Genomic DNA, 17,032 nt, shown 5'->3' on the forward strand with positions numbered 1-17,032 from the left:
GATGAGCGACCTGATGCGGTATGGCATTGCGGTGTCGCCAGGCACGCCGGTCAACCAGATCCTCACGGGATGGATGAACGCCTGGTTCGTGAACATGCGCGATCCACGCTTTCGCCTTCGCGAGCGGATGGTTGCGTTTCACAATGCGATGGACCGGGCGTTTGGCGCGTACCTGGCGCAGCTGCGGGAGGAGTTGGCGTCGCTCCGCAAGCGGCTTCCGCAGCCCACGCGCGAGGATCCGTTTCCGAACCTCGAGGCGCTCGCGGCTGTGAAGGAGCTTGAAGCCTACATCCGGCGGGTGGAATCGGTGCGGACCCTCGCGCTGTCGGCGCCGGTGCCGCCGGACGAGTACGTGTTTCACGGCCGAGCGGAGCACGAAGGACTGCTCAATGAGCTCGCTCGGATGGACGGCGAGATCGCCGAGAAGATGCAGGCGCTCTCGCCCGAGACCATCGGTGAGGTCGAGCAGAAGCTTCGGGCGCGGAACGAGCGGTGGCACGCGCTGATTCACCCCTGATTACGGCAGGAGGCGCGGGGGCGTCCGCGGGATCATAGACTCCGCAATCGCCTTCGCCGTCTCGTCCGCCGCGCCGCACGCTTCGAGATAGAACTGCATTTGCGACGCCACCTTGGGTTCGTCGGGCTTGGGTTCGACTTTCTCATACTGGCCGCTGGCCGCGAGGATCCAGCGGTTCACGTTGTCCCGAAGTTGCACGTCGAGAATGTGCTTGAGGCGCTGCTTGAGATTGTCCTGCAGCACCGGAAACAGGATCTCGACGCGGCTGACCATGTTGCGCGTCATCCAGTCGGCGCTCGCGAGATAGTACTCTTCCTCGCCCCCGTTCAGGAAGTAGTAGATGCGGCTGTGCTCGAGAAAGCGCCCGACGATGCTCGACACGCGGATGCGATCGCTCACGTTCGGGATGCCGGGGCGCAGGCAGCAAATTCCGCGCACCAGGAGATCGATCTCGACGCCCGCCTGTGACGCTTCGAACAGGGCGAGGATGAGATCCTTGTCGGTCAGCGCGTTCATCTTGGCGATCATGCGCGCGGGCCGCCCGGCGCGGGCGTGATCGACCTCGCGCTGGATGAGCTTGAGAAACGCGTCCTTCAGGCCGTGCGGAGCCGTCGCGATGCGCCGCCACGCGGGCGGATCGGCAAAGCCCGTGAGGTGGTTGAAAAAGAGCGACGCGTCCTCGCCGAATTCTTCGCGCGCGGTGAACATGCCGAGATCGGTGTACAGGCGCGCGGTGTTGTCGTTGTAGTTTCCGGTGCTGAGGTGGACGTAGCGGACGATCCGCTCGCCTTCGCGACGCACGACAAGCGCGATCTTGCTGTGCGTCTTGAGCCCCACGAGGCCGTAGATTACGTGGCAGCCGGCTTCCTCCAGCTTCTTCGCCCAGACAATGTTGTTCTCCTCGTCAAACCGGGCCTTGAGCTCCACCAGGACCGTCACCTGCTTGCCGTTTTCCGCCGCTCGCGCGAGCGCGTGGACGATGGGCGAATTGCCGCTCACGCGATACAGCGTCTGCTTGATGGCGAGGACCTGCGGATCGTTCGCAGCGAGATGGATGAAGTGAACGACGGGATCGAACGATTCGTACGGATGAAACAGCAGGATGTCGCGCTTGGCAATGGCCTCGAACAATCCGTTCTCCCCGATGAAGTCGGGCGGCACCTGCGGCGAGATGGGCGGGAAGCGCAGATGAGCGTACTCGGCCATTGCGGAGAAGCGCATGAGAAACGTGAGATCCAGCGGACCGTCGATGGAATAGATGTCGTCCGCCTCGAGTTCAAGCCAATCCCGTAGGGTTTCGACGAGCTCGGACGACATGGAACTTTGGACTTCGAGCCGAACCGCCGCGCCGCGGTTGCGCTTCTTGACCTCGCGCTCGATCTCCTCGAGCAGATCTTCCGCGCTCTCCTCGTCCACCGTGATGTCGGCGTTGCGCGTGATGCGAAAGCACGCGTGCTCAAGCACGGTGTGGCCAGGGAACAGCGTGTCGATGAACATCTCGATCACGGCCTCGAGCGGTACGAACACCCGCTTGCGGCCGCCCGTGGGCAGCTCGAGGTACCGCGGCAGGACGCTCGGCACCTGAACGACGGCAAACAGCGGCGATTCGTGGGGCAGGCGGACGGCGATGGGCTCCAAGAGGACCGCGATGTTCAGCGAGCGATTCGCGAGAAGCGGAAACGGGTGGCTCGCATCGACCGCGAGCGGCGTCAGCACCGGAAAAACATGGTGATGGTAGTACTCCTCAAGATGTGCGCGCTGCGCTTGGGTCAGTTGGCTCGGTTGGACGAAGTCGATGTTCTCTTTGCGGAGCGCGGGGAGCAGGGTCTTGTTCCACAGGCGATACAGATGGTTCACGTGTGCGTGCGCCCGGTTGGCCACTTCGGCCAGCTGCTGAGCGGCGGTCATGCCGGTCTTGTTGTCGGGGCGTCCGACGCCGAGCTTCAATTGGTCCTTCAGTCCGGCCACGCGCACCATGAAGAATTCGTCCAGATTGGACGCGCAGATGGCGAGAAAGCGGAGCCGTTCGAACAGCGGGTTGTCGCCGCGTGCCGCCTCAAACGCCACGCGCTCATTAAACAGAAGCCAGCTCACTTCTCGATTGATGAAATGGGCGTGATGGTCCAGGGTCATCGTGGTTCCCATCCTTGTGGGTGTGGTGTGGGTTGGTCCGAAAGTTGGTTGTGGATGTATTGTGACGGCAAAGGGCGGGGAAATGCAATGGGGAAATGAAAAAGCACGCCCGCGAGAGGGCGTGCTGCAACGGAACTCACGATACAGGCCAGGGATCCTGTACAACAACACTCGCAGTAACCCCAGTGTGCGTTACACTAGCACTTGCGGCCGCAGGAGACGCCACGAACAGCACACCTAAAGCCATAGTGGCCATAAAAAGTTGCTTCAATCTCCTCATGAAGCGTCCCTCCTAATCTTTTTCAAAAATATCTACGACCTTTAGAAACGCGTCAACGACGCGTGGGTCGTACAATTGACCTCGAAAGGCGCGTATTTCGTCAATGGCCTCCCGCTTAGACTTCGGAAGTTGGTATGGACGGTGCGATGTCATCGCATCATAGCTGTCCACAACGGCAACGATAGCAGCCGGCAAACTAATTTCGTCCTGTTTGAGCCCATGAGGATACCCGCTTCCGTCATACCGTTCATGATGTTGCTCCGCAACTACGCTTCCCACGTGCAAAAAAGGATGTTCCGGAGAATTCATCATGTCACGCCCGTAAATTGTATGCATCTTCATGATATCAAATTCTTCAGGAGTGAGTCTACCAGGTTTCCTAAGAATTTCGTCTGGAATCCGAGTTTTTCCGATGTCATGAAACAAGGCGCCGCAGCTAAGAGATAGCAATTCTTTCGCGGACAGGTTGAGTTCGCACCCTATCAATACGGAATATTTCCTGATTCTCTCACAATGAGACGCGGTGTCTCCGTCTTTCTCTGCAATTTCGGTCGCAAGCCGATGGAAATGATTCACCCAATGTTTGTAGGAATCAAATATACTGGTGGAGGTGATATAGAGAAATTCCACCTCGTCCATCGCAATGATACATACGGGCCCTCGAACCGGAGCCATAGTGACAAGCGACCCAGGACGAAGATGTTCAGTTCGTGTGTTCCACGTTACTCGGAGAATGCCCTTAACCAAGAATATGGCCTCAAAATAGTCTTGATCGACGGGCGGATTAAATCCCATCAACCCATACCGTTTCAGTTCGTGTCGAATCAGTTCCACGCCGTCGTGCGATCCGAGCAGCGTGATCGTCATGTTATCCGTACTCGCGCTGTCCAAGCCTTCGCCGTCTCGCATGATTCGGAGCCACGGTGTGAGCCCTTGGTTCTCGAAGTTCAACGTCTGCACCCGCTTTGCGACAGATGTGATGGTCCCACGACCACGACAATTGTAGACAACGTGCGACATCTCAAGCTTAAGGACGAGCCTGCCATTTCGTCAATAGACGAAGCTGCGAAGACTTGGCGTATTTCACGCAATGGCGCCAATGGCGCGCGAGCACTCAGGTGTACTCGCGCGAAGACAGAAACGCCACTTCGACCAAAATGAGCAGCAGGTCAAATACCCCATACAGCGTCGAGAACCAGAGTTGCGTGCCGCCGTTGCCCAAGCCGATGATGAACAGGCTCACAACCGCAATGAGCACGATCAGCGCGATGTGCACCGTCTGCGTGAATCCACTCGTCGTTCGCATCCGATAGACGAGAAGCAGGATGGTCAGGAGCGCCAAGACCGTCAGGACCATGCCTGGATGTGTGGACAGGTGAACCATCAAGGCGGTGATAATGATGGCGGCCACCAGGATATAGATAATCGCAAGGGATCCAGCGGTAAACGGCTTCTTCATCACTCGACATCCCTCCCTCAGGGCTTCGCGTCCGGGATCGATCCGGCTTAGCCTAAGTATAGCCAAGATTTGCTCCACGGAGACAAGCTTTTTCTCGCTTTCCTATCGCGCCATCGGAGAGCTTGGCTCGCAAGGGCACGTGAAAAAGCGGCAGCGGAGGAACCGCTGCCGCTCGTTAAGACGTGCCTCAGTGCACGTGACCCGCCTTGCACAGATCGTGGCACTTGCTCTCGAGGCTGCAGCACAGCGAGCAGATGGGTGCTTTGTGGAACGGGCAGTAGAGCATATCCATCTTCTCGTACTCAAACCCGCAGCAAGCGCAGGTGAATTCCGCCGGCAACTCCGAATGGTGATTGCCGTCATGGTGGCGATCCGACTTCTCAAAGGTGTTTTCCCGCGCAATGTAATACTTGCCGCGCGTGACGATGGCGATGACTGGCGCGAGCACAAATGCGAGCACGAGCGAGAGGAATGGCGAGTATGCCTGAAGCACTGGGCCGAAAACGCCGAAAAACGCTGCGATGGATATACCCGCCGCGATGATCATTGATCCAAAACCCACGGGGTTGAAGTTGTACAGATGGCCGCGCTTGAACTCGATGTACGAAGGGCTGATTTTGAGCAAACCTTTGTTAATGACGAGATCGGACACCACGGCTCCAATCCATGCGACGGCGAGGTTCGAGTAGAATCCAAGCACCGTGTTCAAGAAGCCGAAGACGCCGGCTTCCATCAGGCCGAGAGCGATGCCGACGTTCAAAAACAGCCACACCACACGCCCTGGATGGGTGTGGAAGATACGGGAGAAGAAATTCGACCACGACAGCGATCCGGAGTAGGCGTTGGTTACGTTGATTTTGATTTGCGATAGAAGAACGAAGAATGTTGCAAGCGCAAGCGCTGCATAGCTGCTGCCCATGACTACGTGGAACGCCTGTGTGTACATGTTGATGGGTTCGTCGGCGGCCTTAGTCCCCATGGCGGGCGCGATCCACGAAGCTAATAAAGATCCCCCGAGTTGCTTAATGGCACCCAGGATAACCCATCCGGGACCTGCCAGCATGACTGCCATCCACCACTTGCCGCGATTCTGTGGTGTGCGGTTGGGCATGAAGCGCAGATAGTCTACTTGTTCGCCGATTTGAGCGATGAGGGACAGTGTGACGCCTGCGGCGAGTCCGAACTCGATGGGACTGAAGTGGCTCCCCGAAGCCGAAGTGCCGCCGAAGTGTGTCCACTGGCTGAAGGCCGACGGGTCTCGGAGCGCGATGGCGACGAACGGGCCAAGCATCAGCACGAGCCAGATGGGCTGCGTGACGACCTGCAACTTCGAGAGAGCGGTCATGCCGAACATCACGAGCGGAATGATGACCAAGGAACAGATCAAATAGCCGACGGGCAACGGGATGTGGAAAAATTCCTGGAGCGCCTGGGCCATGACGGATCCTTCGAGTGAAAAATAGATAAACGTGAACGACGCGTACACCAGAGACGTCAGCGTGGACCCATAGTATCCAAATCCTGCACCTCGCGTGAGAAGGTCCATATCGATGTTGTACTTCGCGGAATAGTACGCAATCGGAATACCTGTGAGAAAGATGATCGCGGCAACGACCAGGATGGAGGTGACGGCGTTCGCGAATCCGTACGTGAGGACGACGGAGCCACCGATGGCGAAGTCGGCCATGTAGGCGATCCCGCCGAGCGCGGAGTTCATGACGGTCCATTCGCTCCACCGGCGAAACGACTTTGGGGCGTACCGCAGCGCGTAGTCCTCAAGGACCGGATTCTGCACCCAGCGATTGAAGGTGCGCTTGGGCGCGGGCTGCCCACGTTCAGGTTGCAGTGCGGACATCGAAACCCCTCCAAACTCCTATGAAATCAAAATTCTCTGTGTTTTGAACCGTATCATGCCCCTGAGGGCTAGAGCAACCCTTTTTGTCATACAAAGTGACGCAATTCAGAGAGTAAACGTTATCATTTGCCTGTGTTAAGTAAGATACATTGACACATGATGTGCTCGACAAGTGATAATGGGGCTGTACTATCACGAAGGAGTGGGGTGAATGTAAGGTTGTCAAACGTTCTCTTTCACGTCGATCTGACCAAGCCGATGGACCAACAGGATGTCCCAGGCCACAACCGATGGCATCCAGACATCCCTGCCGTTGTGAACGTCAAACCGGGTGATGTGTTCCGCATTGAGATGAAGGATTGGACCGACGGTCAGATTCAAAACAACGATGATCCATCCGACATTCGCGATGTGGATCTGTGCAGAGTGCACGTTCTTAGCGGGCCCATCTATGTGGATGGGGTCGAGCCAGGCGACCTGCTGGTGGTGGACTTGCTGGATATGGGTCCGCTCCCGGGCGCGGAATGGGGGTTCAACGGTATCTTCGCGCGGGAGAACGGCGGAGGGTTTCTCGTCGACTACTTCCCTGAGGCGTTCAAGTCCATATGGGATTTTCAGGGGATTTACGCAGTAAGCCGCCACGTGCCAGGGGTCCGAATCCCATCGCTAATTCACCCGGGCCTCATCGGCGTCGCGCCGTCGGCGGAACTTTTGGACCGCTGGAATGCCCGCGAGCAACAGCTGGTGGCAAAGGATCCGAATCGGGTCCCTGTGCTCGCCAATCTTCCGGATCCTCGAAGCGCGGTGCTCGGCACCTTGCGAGGCGCCGAGTTCGATCGCGTCGCGAAGGAAGCCGCTCGTACGGTTCCGCCTCGCGAAAACGGTGGCAATTGCGACATCAAGAACTTGTCGAAGGGGAGCCGAATTTATTTCCCCGTGTTCGTCAAGGGCGCCAAGCTTTCGGTCGGCGATCTTCACTTCTGTCAAGGCGATGGCGAGATCACGTTTTGCGGAGCCATCGAGATGAGCGGCTGGATTGAGATGAGCGTCGACGTCATCAAAGGCGGCATGGCGAAATACGGGATTGTCCACAATCCGGTGTTTGAGCCGGGGCCTATGGAACCTAGGTTTTCGGAATATTTGGTTTTTGAGGGTGTATCGGTGGACGAGCGAACGGGCGAGCAGCTGTACCTTGACGCGCACGTGGCCTATCGACGCGCGTGTCTCAATGCCATTGAGTATCTGCAGCGCTTCGGTTACACGGCGGAGCAGGCCTACATGTTGCTGGGCGTGGCGCCCGTCGAAGGACGCATCAGCGGCATCGTGGACGTCCCGAACGCCTGCTGCACGCTCGCCATCCCCACCGCCATCTTCGATCGCGACATTCGCCCGAAAGGATGAGGCAGCATGCCGACTTATCGCTTCGCGTGCGAAACCTGTGGAGCGTTCGATCGCGACTTACCCATGAACGAGGCAGGCTCTGCCGCGCGCTGCCCGTACTGCGGCATGATGGCTCTTCGCCAGTTCACTTCCTTTTATGTGGGTGCCGCGGTGTCGGCTGAACGCCGCGCACGCTCGGCTGGCGCGGGCCAAGAACCGGTTTGCGTAGTTCGAGACCATCCGCCTTCGCACGGCGGAGCGCACGCAGGCCATCGCCACGCCGCGGTCAGCGCAGGCCGGCCCTGGCAATTGGGGCACGTGCACGGGTGAATATGTGACGAGGTTAAAGGGGGACTGAATTCATGCGGCATGGAGACATCGTCAGCAGTCGAGACACGGTGGGCATTGCGGTGGTGAACTACAAGATGCCCCGGTTGCACACGCGCGAGGAAGTGATGGACAACGCCAGGCGCATTGCCGACATGATTAGGGGCTTGAAGATCGGTTATCCAGGGCTCGATCTCGTCATTTTTCCAGAATACAGCTTGCACGGCATCATGTATGACGAGCAGGAGATGTTTGAGACCGCCGCTTCCATCCCCGGCCCGGAGACCGACGTGTTGTGTGACGCATGCCGGGCGAACGGCGTGTGGGGTGTGTTTTCGGTAACGGGGGAGCGCCACGAAGAGCACCCCCTGAAGTGGCCGTATAACACGGCCATTCTGGTGAACGATCGCGGCGAGATCGTGCAAAAGTATCGAAAAATCATGCCTTGGACGCCCGTCGAACCATGGTACCCGGGACATGAGACGTTTGTCTCCAATGGTCCGAAGGGGCTGAAGATTAGCCTCATCATCTGCGATGACGGGAACTATCCCGAAATTTGGCGGGACTGCGCCATGAAAGGGGCCGAACTCATCGTGCGGCCTCAGGGCTACATGTATCCCGCCAAGGAGCAGCAAATCCTCATGGCCAAGGCCATGGCTTGGGCGAACAACTGTTATGTCGCTGTCGCGAACGCCACAGGATTCGACGGCGTTTACGCCTATTTTGGGCACTCGGCCATCATTGGCTTTGACGGCCGCACGCTCGGGGAATGTGGAACAGAGGAGTACGGCGTCCAGTACGCGGAGATCTCCATCTCCCAAATCCGCGAGTTTCGGCGAACGGCTCAGGCCCAAAACCATCTCTTCAAGCTTCTTCACCGGGGATACGCAGGCTATCTGTATTCCGGCGACGGCGATCGCGGCGTCTGCGAGTGCCCGTTCGACTTCTACAAGACGTGGGTGACCTCGCCAGAGGTTGCTCGGGAAAACGCCGAGGCTCTCACGCGTGCCACGCTCGACACGGACGATTGTCCATACGCGCCCATCCGCGCGAAGACATCCGGCGTACCCGTGGGGTGAGGCGAATGCACTCGGTGCTTCACGGCAACGGATTGGCCAGGTCGGCCTGTTTCAGCAGTTGCACGAACTGACTCACATTGCCCGTGTTGATGAGCATCGTGATGGCTTGGGCTGCCGCCTGCTCGAACGCAGGATTGGCAGCCTCTCCGTTGGCAAGGCTCGGGACAAGCGCGTCCTTGTGGAATGCCGCGGCCGATGCCTGGCTATACGCGTCGAAGCTGGCGAGGGACACGTCGCTGCGCGGCGGGATGGATCCCTTCCGCAAATTGAATTGTCGCTCTGCTTCGCGAGACGCCACGACGCGCAGAAAATCGAGCGCGCCTTCGGGGTTTTGGGATCCCTTCGGCATCCCGAACGTGTCGATGATGTACTCGAAGTCACCGCCCGTGCCTGGGAACGACGTCCAGCCAAAGTCTCGCCCTTCTTTCAGACCGCTGGCCACGAAGTACGCCTTGGCCCAGTCGCCCATTGCGTCGAAGGCCGCCTGGCCGGAGGCCACGAGCGCGCATGCGCCGTCCCACGACAACTGGGCGTGATCGGCGTTGGTGTACGGCAGCAGTTGCAAGAAATTGTCGCACGCCTTGCGGATGACGGGCGACGAGATGGGAACCGTGCCGTTCCAGATGCCGTCGTAGGTCTTGGGGCCCGCGGTCTCAAGCAACACGTCTTCCCACAGCATCACGGATCCCAGTTGATCCCGATCTCCATAGGCGATGGGAGTCACGCCGTGCGCCTTCAGCACTTTGCAGTCCGCGAGCAACTGATCAAACGTCTGAGGGGGCTTCAGCCCGTACTCGTTCAGGATGTGCGTGTTGTACCACAGCACGTTGCCTCGCTCGACGTCAATGGGCACAGCGTAGACGTGCCCGTTGTACGTCACGCCGTCCATCACGACCTTCGGCAGCACCTTGTAGAGGTTCAGCTCGCGATACAGCGCGTCGAGTGGCTCCATCTTCCCGGCCTTTACCCAGACCATCAGCTCTTGCCCGACGTGGACCTGAAAGGTCTCCGGCGGATCGCCCGCGGTGATCCGGCTCGCGAGCACGGCCTTGGCATTGTCGCCGCCACCGCCCGCCACGGCCTCATTCACGATGTGCTCGTGCGGATAGCGGGCGCGGAAGACGGAGATGAGGGCATTGAGCGCATTGGTCTCGCCTTTCGCCGTCCACCAGCTAAAAATCTCCACATCTTGCTCCGCCTGTGCCTGGGACACAGGACGAGGTGTGGACCCGACGTGGTCGCCAGTTGCGCCGCAGCCAGTGAGCGCGAAGCACAGCGCGCTCCAGCCAGCCACCTGTACGACTTTCCACTGCCCCATGCTTCCACCCCCGTCGCCTACACTTCGAAGCTCGCCATCAACTGATGGAGCTCGCTCGCCCGCTCGCTCAGCCGCCCGGCGGTCCGGTTGACTCGCTGCACCGCGGACAGTTGCCCCCGCGCCGTCGTGGACAGGCCGTCGAGATCGCGCATCACCTGTGCGAGGTCTTCCATGAGTCGGTTCACGGTCCGCCGCATGGGTTCGAAATCCGGCTCGTTGCTCCGTGAGCGGCGCGTCTCTGCGCTCGCTGCTGCCGCTTCCGCAAGGTGCCCGTCCAACTGGCGCACGTTGGCCATGACGCGCTCGATCCCGTCGCGCACGTGCTGCAACACGTCCGCCATGTGCAGCGCACCGTGGGCGGTGTAATCGCCATTCTCGATGAGTTGCTTGAAGTCGCTGTACAGCTCTTCCGCGGTCTCCCCCATCTGAGACACCAGCTGTTGCAGGCTCCGCGCCATGCGCTCGAAGCCGCGCGCGAGGCTTCCCAATTCGTCCTTGCGCCGTGAGGCGTAAAGCGTCACGGAGAAATTGCCGGCGGCAATCTCATTGGCCGCGTCCATCATGGATTGCAGTGGCTTCGACAGCACCTGCCGCGTGAAGAGCCACGCGCACGCCACGGCCACGAGCAAGGCGCAGGCGCCTGCCACAAGGATATCCGTGAGGAGGCTCTGCAAAGAGGCCAAATCTGACGCGATGGACAAGCGAACGTTGGCGCTGTACTGCATGTCGGCGTAGCCCGTGAGCGGCACGACGAGATCGATAGTGGAGCCCTCAAGGGACGTGAGGATTTTCCGCTCGCCAAGCGCGATGGTGCTCGAAGGCGATGCCTGGCTGCCGATGCGGCGCGGATCGGTGGACGCGATATCGTACAAAAAGTCATTCAATTTGTAGATATCGAAGGAGACGAGGTCCGGATTCTGCCGCTTGAGGTTCAGCAGCACGGACTCGAACTGATAGTCCGGGACGTCGCTGAGGAGCGCCGAGTCGACGGTCTGTACGATAGAAACCGCTTTCTCCTTCGATAGGTCGATGATGCTCTCTCGGCTCTTGAAATAGACGATGGTCAGCGTGGCGGAAAGGGTGCCGAGGATCACGACGCTGAACAGGATGACGAGTTTGCGAAACAGGGTCAAGCGGGCTCCTCCTCCGTCCCACTTCTGTTCAACCGCCGGACGGCGTATACTGATACGTAACGTGCCATTCTCGCATTCTATGACCTTCATGCTAGGGTATTCCGCGGGGCTTTGCAATAGGCGGACGCACGTCCGCCGTGTGAGGCAATGGGGCCGCCAATTCGAGGGGTGACCGAGGGTTGCACGCCAACGTCGACGCTTCGGCTATGCGCCGAATGAACCGCGCCACGGTCCTCAAGCTGATTCGCGATCTCCGGACCACCTCGCGCATCGACATCTCGCAGATGACCGGGCTCAACAAGGCCACCGTGTCGAATATCGTGGATGAGTTGATTGCGGAGCAGTTGGTGCTCGAGGTTGGGTATGGATCGTCGAGCGGCGGTCGCAAACCCATCCTTCTTCGCTTCAACGCCAATGCGGCGTACGCCATCGGCGTGGATGTGCAGTTGTCGCACATGACGACGGTGGTGAGCAATATCCGCGGCGAGCCGGTGTACCGCCAGGTGCGGGCGCTTTGGCTTTCCGAAGCGCAGGATGTCCGCGCCGTGTTGCTCGAGGGTATCGAGGAGGAACTCCGGAAGGCCATCGCCGCGGCACCGCCGAGCCCGTACGGACTCCTCGGCGCGTGTCTCGCGTTTCCCGGCATGGTGGACTTTCGGCGGGGCGCTGTATACTATCTTCCCAGCGCGTTTGTCGGTGAGTGGGACATTCTCGCCGATCTCGGCCAAAAGGTCGATTTCCCGCTGTTCCTGGACAACGACGCCAACTGTGGCGCGTGGAACGAATATATGGCGCAGGCCATGAAGCTGAAAAACCTCGTGTTCGTGAACATGGGACTCGGCATTGGGGCCGGGATCGTCATTGAGGGGAAGCTTTACCGCGGCCGGGATGGCATTGCTGGCGAAGTGGGACACATGAGCATCAACCCGATGGGGTCGGCGTGCATGTGTGGCGGCTACGGATGTTGGGAGGAGTACGCTTCTGAGCGAGGGTTAATGCGGTATTTGCGCGAGGCGGGCGCGGATTTAGCCGCGTTCAATCTGCGTGAATCGCTGCTCGAACAGGCGCTGGAGCAGGCTCAGAACGACAACCGCGCGTGCATCCGCGCGTTTCACTCGTTGGGACAGCATCTTGGCCTTGGGATCGCCAATCTCTTGAATCTGCTCAACCCCGACGAGGTCATCCTCGGGGGGAGCGTGGCGCGCGCCGCCACGTTTGTACTACCTGAGGTGGAGCGCGTCATCAAGCACCGCGCGTTGCTGCAAAATAAGCAGATTCCGGTGCGCGTCGGGAGCCAGCACGCCGTGGCCATCGGCGCATCGCTCCTGGCGGTTCATGAGACGCTGTTTGCTTCTGCCGTGGAGCCGATGCCGACGTGATGGCGCTGTGGCCATTTGAGTCTGTGATAGCCTCGTTTGCACCGCAGCGCAAGCGCCGAGCCAACCAGAGAAAAGGAGTCACCGGGTGATGAGAGTATCGCTCTTCGTCGATGGCGCGAACTACTACTATATGCAGCGCGATAAGCTGAAGTGGACCATCGACGCACAGAAGTTGTTGGAGTGGGCCAAGGGCAAGGGCGAACTGGTGGACGCGTTCTACTATATAGGAAGAAGTTCTCCGAGCGACGTCAGGGAGCAGAAATATTTGGATATGCTCGCGTACAGCGGCTATTCCATCGTGACCAAAGATATCAAGGAAATCGTTCAGGAGGACGGTTCCATCACGAGGAAGGCCAATCTGGACATCGAGATTGTGCTCGACATGTTCAACACCATCGACAATTACGACATGGCCATCCTTGTAAGCGGAGACGGTGACTTTGAGCGGGCCCTGCAGCTTTTGCGGGCGCGCGGCAAAAAATTCATCGTGCTCTCCACCGCCGGATTTATCGCGTCCGAACTGCGCATGGTGGCTGGAATGCACTTCATCGACGTGAACACCCTGCGCGATCAGCTGGAGCGCGTGATGACCTGAGATGCCGGCGCGCGACCGGGCGCGAGCGCGAACGTGAGGGCGCAGGCGACCAAACTCGTCGCGGCGACGGCGAGGAAGCCGCGGCTGAGGCCGACGTGATCGCCCAGCCAACCGACGACGGCGGGCCCGCCGAACATGCCGACGGCGTAGATGGCCTGATAGAAGCCCATCGCCGTCGCGCGGCGGCCCGCCTCGATGTGGCGGATGGCGAGGCCCATGAGCACGGGCATGCACAGCCCTTGGCCAAAGCCGTTCACGGCCTGGGTCAGATACAGGAGCGGCAGGGCGTGGCAGAGCGGAATCGCCGCGGTAAAGAGCGCCGCGATGGCGAAGCCGCTCGCCACCACGTTGCGCTCGCCGATCCAGCGCGAGAATAGGCTGCCGCTGAAGTACGACGCGATGGCGTTCGGGAGCGTGGCGGCGAGGGTGAGCCAGCTGAGATCGGCCTTGTTCGCGCCGAGGTACGTCGCCTGCTCTGGCGTGAATCCGAACATCGTGGTGAAGGTGACGACCTGCGCGAGCACCGCGAGGAACGACACGCCGAGGACAATGCGATCCCGCCCGACGGTCAGCATGTCGGCGACGCGGATGCCGCCGTGATCGCGGGCGGGGGGGTTGTCGACGACGAAACAGGCGAGAAGGGTGGCTGCGAGTCCACCGCCGGCGCCGAGCCAGAAGGCCGCGTGCCAGCCGTACCGTTCTGCAATCACGCCGCCGAGTGTGGACGCCGCGAGCTGGCCGATGGACGTGTAGAAGCTGAGAACGCCCATCGCTTTGGGTGCCTCCTGGGGCTCGTGATAGCTTGCGTAGAGCACGGTGAAGACGACCCAGCAACCGGCTGCGATTCCGGCGAGAAGGCGGAACACGAGCGCCCAGAGAACAGAGTGGGTGACGGCGAAGCCGAGGCTCGACAGCATGCCGATGGCGCCGCCCGCGATGACGAAGGGCTTCCGGGTACGAATTTTGTCGGACCACACGCCGATGGGCACCCGCACGAACATCTGCGAGAAGCCATACGAGCCTACCACCATTCCGGCCATGCTGAGCGATCCCCCGATGGCAACGACGTACGGCGACAGGAGCGGCACGTACGTGTAGGTCGAAAACCAGTACAGCGCCGTCACGGCGTAAAACAGCGGGATACGGTTGCCCATGGGGCGGCCATCCTTTCCATGCGAGGTGTGTGTCATGCAAGCGATGTTTGAACTTCTGGGCCTCGCGATGCTGGGCTTGTTCATCTGGAGAAGTGCACAAGCGGAGCGCGACAAGCGAAGGAATCGGCGTTCATGACCCGCCCCATGGCGGGTTTTGTTGATCATCCCCGTGTTTCCACTTGCGCTCGCCGATGCCAAAGCCCCACTGGAGAAAGGCCGGGGTGATGCACAGGAAAAGAAGGCCCCAGCGCGCCGTGATGGCCGAGATCGCAAGGCATGCCACCGGGATGGCGATGGAGAGGATGCGCAGCCAGTTCCGATTCATGCGCCTCACCTCGATTCGGTAACGGTTTCATTATAGCGCGGGAGTGGGAGGACGATCGCGTCATTCTTTCCGTGGCGAGGCTCAATCAGAAAAAGTTGTCGGCATGAGGAAGGATTTCGGATGTTCTCGTCGAATTTTCAATTCCTCAGCAGGTCGAAATAGGGAAGTAGGTGAACTGCCGTGTCGAGACAGCGCCGACTCATTTCGATTGTTGGGGTTTCTGCTTGGAACGGAATTCCCATCGAAGATAGGGGGATGGGTGCATATCAGCGCCTGTTGGCACATCTGGCGGATGACATCGAGAGATCGGTTGAGATGACCCTCTTTTTCGGAGCAAAGAAATTGCCGAATTATCATAAGGACCATGTTGAGCACCATCTCCTTGTACCAGACTCCGATGAAGCGGTCATCGCAGCAAAGGCCATTCAGGAAGTGACGCGCAGGGCGGGCCACGCGTGCATCTTCAACGAGGAACAGGATCGGATCAGGGGACTTGATCCATACGACAGCACGAAATTCGTCAGGCACGGTTTACCGTCGTTGTTGGAGAGAATTCGAAAGATCGTGGAATTTGAATTTCCAAATGACCCAAACGATCCAACGGTGCTTGTGAACGTGACTTCCGGATACAAAGCGATAACGCCGTACACCTCGGCCATGGCATTCCTTTACCGTCTGCCGTTGATATACAAGTATGAGCGAAGTCCTGCCATCCTCGTCATGCGTCCTTTGCCGGTGGAGTTAGATACGCGGATTGTGGAGGCTTGCTATGAAACATTCGCTCAGTTGCGTCACGGTGCGAGTGTGGCCGAGTGGCAAGACAGCGAGGAGTATCGGAAATTGCTGCGACTCGGATACATTGACGAAGTCGATGACGTATGTGCGTTGAACGGTACCGGAAGTCTGCTGCTCTTCGCGTTTGAGCGTGACGCGGTTGTGGTAGACATCACCCAAGAGGCGAAAGAGGCGGTGATGAACAGCGTCGAATTGGGCGACCGAATCTTCAAATTCGCGCGAGACCATCAATTGCGGAGCAACAAGACCGAGTTGAAGAGTGATCACATGGTGTTCGACGACGGGAATAACCCGTATCGGATCTTTTACGAAAATGGAACTGTCCCGCAGATCTATGGAGCGTATGCGAATCACGACGTGTACGAGCGTCAACTTCGAAAACCCAAAACCAACCATTATGTCTACGAACGTGTGAAAATCGTCCGAAGGCGGGACGCCTATGCCGTGGAGCAGCTTCTCAGTCCTGGCAGGATCGTTTGAAAAGGAGGACAACCATGACGAAGCGATGCATCTACCTCACCTTTGTGGGCGGAAACGTGCCTCGAGAGACGAACTATCGGTGGGGGGACGAAGTCTCGACCAACCGTTACTTTCAGCTCACGGCGCTCGATTGGATGCGGCGCAGCGTAATTCCTTTTCATCCCGACGAGGTTTGGGTGGTATTGACAAAGAGGGCGCGGGAGTTGTGGGGAACTGCTCCTGAAGAAGGCAAGTTGTCACTTCGCGAGCAGCTCTATGCCCAGGCTGAGCACATGGGGATTCTCATCAAGGAGGTGGATTTCGACCAGGAACCATGCGATCAAAGCGTGTGGAGGAATTTTGATGTTCTGGTACGCAAGTTGGCGGAGGTTTCGGAAGATCTTCGTTCCGAGGCCGAGGTTCGCCTCGCCGTGGACGTCACGCACTCCTTTCGTTACTTTCCTATGCTTGTTCTCACTTTGCTCCATTACGCACATGTCGTTCAAGGTGCGGAACTGGATCTTATCCTGTACGCTGTTGAAACCGGCGATGTCCTCGATTTGACGGCGCTCGCGCAGTTGCAGCAATGGGTTCTTGAGATGCACCGCGCACTGAAAGGACCGGACGCAAGCGGTGTCGAGCGACTCGTCAGAGAAGTGAAAGAATCCGTCGCCGGCCGAGATCGGTCGAGAAGAAGCTTGCTCGGTCCTCTGCAGACGTTTTCCGAGAAATGGAACATGTTGTGGGAAGCCTTGCGCCTGACCAAACACTTCGAGGTCTCCTCCGCTGCTAGCGCAACAATCGAGGCCTTGGAGGAGTGTGAGCGTTGCTTTATGCAACACGA

At 59.0% G+C, this 17,032-nt stretch carries 16 protein-coding genes; 8 read left to right on the forward strand and 8 right to left on the reverse strand.

What is annotated here, in order from left to right; genetic code table 11:
- The first annotated feature begins 1 nt into the window (after position 1).
- Entirely contained in the window at positions 2-517 is a 516-nt protein-coding gene (locus AMA01_RS03685; RefSeq protein ID WP_067847467.1) for a hypothetical protein, read from the forward strand.
- Here the strand turns inward: AMA01_RS03685 and AMA01_RS03690 are convergent, their stop codons facing one another.
- From AMA01_RS03690 to AMA01_RS03705, 4 genes are all read right to left on the reverse strand, one after another.
- The gene (locus tag AMA01_RS03690) at positions 518-2,662 is read right to left on the reverse strand and encodes an RNA degradosome polyphosphate kinase (protein ID WP_269447880.1); all 2,145 of its coding nucleotides are present in this window, start codon (positions 2,660-2,662) and stop codon (positions 518-520) included. It abuts the gene before it with no gap.
- Between the two features lie 280 nt (positions 2,663-2,942).
- Entirely contained in the window at positions 2,943-3,797 is an 855-nt protein-coding gene (locus tag AMA01_RS03695; protein WP_231862807.1) for an HD-GYP domain-containing protein, read from the reverse strand.
- 247 nt (positions 3,798-4,044) lie between these two features.
- The gene (locus AMA01_RS03700; RefSeq protein WP_230088336.1) at positions 4,045-4,389 is read right to left on the reverse strand and encodes a hypothetical protein; all 345 of its coding nucleotides are present in this window, start codon (positions 4,387-4,389) and stop codon (positions 4,045-4,047) included.
- Between the two features lie 187 nt (positions 4,390-4,576).
- The gene (locus AMA01_RS03705; protein ID WP_067847479.1) at positions 4,577-6,244 is read right to left on the reverse strand and encodes a purine-cytosine permease family protein; all 1,668 of its coding nucleotides are present in this window, start codon (positions 6,242-6,244) and stop codon (positions 4,577-4,579) included.
- A 219-nt stretch (positions 6,245-6,463) separates the two neighbouring features.
- Here AMA01_RS03705 and fmdA point away from each other — a divergent pair, with 219 nt between their 5' ends.
- Genes fmdA through AMA01_RS03715 form a run of 3 tightly spaced genes read left to right on the forward strand, consistent with a single transcriptional unit; the run spans position 6,464 to position 9,030 of the window.
- On the forward strand, positions 6,464-7,645 hold the full coding sequence (fmdA, locus tag AMA01_RS03710; protein ID WP_156468406.1) for a formamidase: 1,182 nt from the start codon (positions 6,464-6,466) through the stop codon (positions 7,643-7,645).
- Positions 7,646-7,651: 6 nt separating this feature from the next.
- Positions 7,652-7,954, forward strand: coding sequence for an FmdB family zinc ribbon protein (locus tag AMA01_RS13515; RefSeq protein ID WP_082743934.1), 303 nt, complete (start codon positions 7,652-7,654; stop codon positions 7,952-7,954).
- 32 nt (positions 7,955-7,986) lie between these two features.
- Positions 7,987-9,030 (forward strand): aliphatic amidase, encoded by a 1,044-nt coding sequence (locus AMA01_RS03715; protein ID WP_067847482.1) that lies wholly within the window; start codon positions 7,987-7,989, stop codon positions 9,028-9,030.
- A gap of 19 nt (positions 9,031-9,049) precedes the next feature.
- Here AMA01_RS03715 and AMA01_RS03720 read toward each other — a convergent pair whose 3' ends face one another.
- Together AMA01_RS03720 and AMA01_RS03725 are read right to left on the reverse strand one after the other, a co-directional pair.
- Positions 9,050-10,348: an ABC transporter substrate-binding protein gene (locus AMA01_RS03720; RefSeq protein WP_067847486.1), complete on the reverse strand. Its 1,299-nt coding sequence runs from the start codon at positions 10,346-10,348 to the stop codon at positions 9,050-9,052.
- A gap of 17 nt (positions 10,349-10,365) precedes the next feature.
- Positions 10,366-11,481, reverse strand: coding sequence for a HAMP domain-containing protein (locus tag AMA01_RS03725; protein WP_067847489.1), 1,116 nt, complete (start codon positions 11,479-11,481; stop codon positions 10,366-10,368).
- Positions 11,482-11,660: 179 nt separating this feature from the next.
- Between AMA01_RS03725 and AMA01_RS03730 the strand changes: the two genes are divergently transcribed.
- Both AMA01_RS03730 and AMA01_RS03735 read left to right on the forward strand, forming a co-directional pair.
- A complete protein-coding gene (locus tag AMA01_RS03730; protein ID WP_067847492.1) occupies positions 11,661-12,860 on the forward strand; it encodes an ROK family protein in 1,200 nt (399 codons plus the stop codon).
- Between the two features lie 88 nt (positions 12,861-12,948).
- On the forward strand, positions 12,949-13,455 hold the full coding sequence (locus tag AMA01_RS03735) for a LabA-like NYN domain-containing protein (RefSeq protein ID WP_067847495.1): 507 nt from the start codon (positions 12,949-12,951) through the stop codon (positions 13,453-13,455).
- On the opposite strand, the gene AMA01_RS03740 is transcribed toward AMA01_RS03735, so the two are convergent.
- Both AMA01_RS03740 and AMA01_RS03745 read right to left on the reverse strand, forming a co-directional pair.
- Positions 13,431-14,609 carry an MFS transporter gene (locus AMA01_RS03740; protein ID WP_067847497.1) on the reverse strand — a complete coding sequence of 393 codons (1,179 nt, stop codon included), beginning with the start codon at positions 14,607-14,609 and terminating at the stop codon, positions 13,431-13,433. The genes AMA01_RS03735 and AMA01_RS03740 overlap by 25 nt on opposite strands.
- 130 nt (positions 14,610-14,739) lie before the next feature.
- Positions 14,740-14,934, reverse strand: a complete 195-nt coding sequence (locus tag AMA01_RS03745) for a hypothetical protein (protein ID WP_067847500.1) — start codon at positions 14,932-14,934, stop codon at positions 14,740-14,742.
- A 180-nt stretch (positions 14,935-15,114) separates the two neighbouring features.
- Between AMA01_RS03745 and AMA01_RS03750 the strand changes: the two genes are divergently transcribed.
- Positions 15,115-16,209 (forward strand): hypothetical protein, encoded by a 1,095-nt coding sequence (locus AMA01_RS03750; RefSeq protein WP_067847503.1) that lies wholly within the window; start codon positions 15,115-15,117, stop codon positions 16,207-16,209.
- A gap of 56 nt (positions 16,210-16,265) precedes the next feature.
- Positions 16,266-17,032: TM1812 family CRISPR-associated protein (locus tag AMA01_RS03755; protein WP_231862808.1), on the forward strand; the 767-nt coding region annotated here is incomplete at its 3' end.

It is taken from the genome of Alicyclobacillus mali NBRC 102425, assembly GCF_001570745.1.
Taxonomy (GTDB): Bacteria; Bacillota; Bacilli; order Alicyclobacillales; family Alicyclobacillaceae; genus Alicyclobacillus; species Alicyclobacillus mali.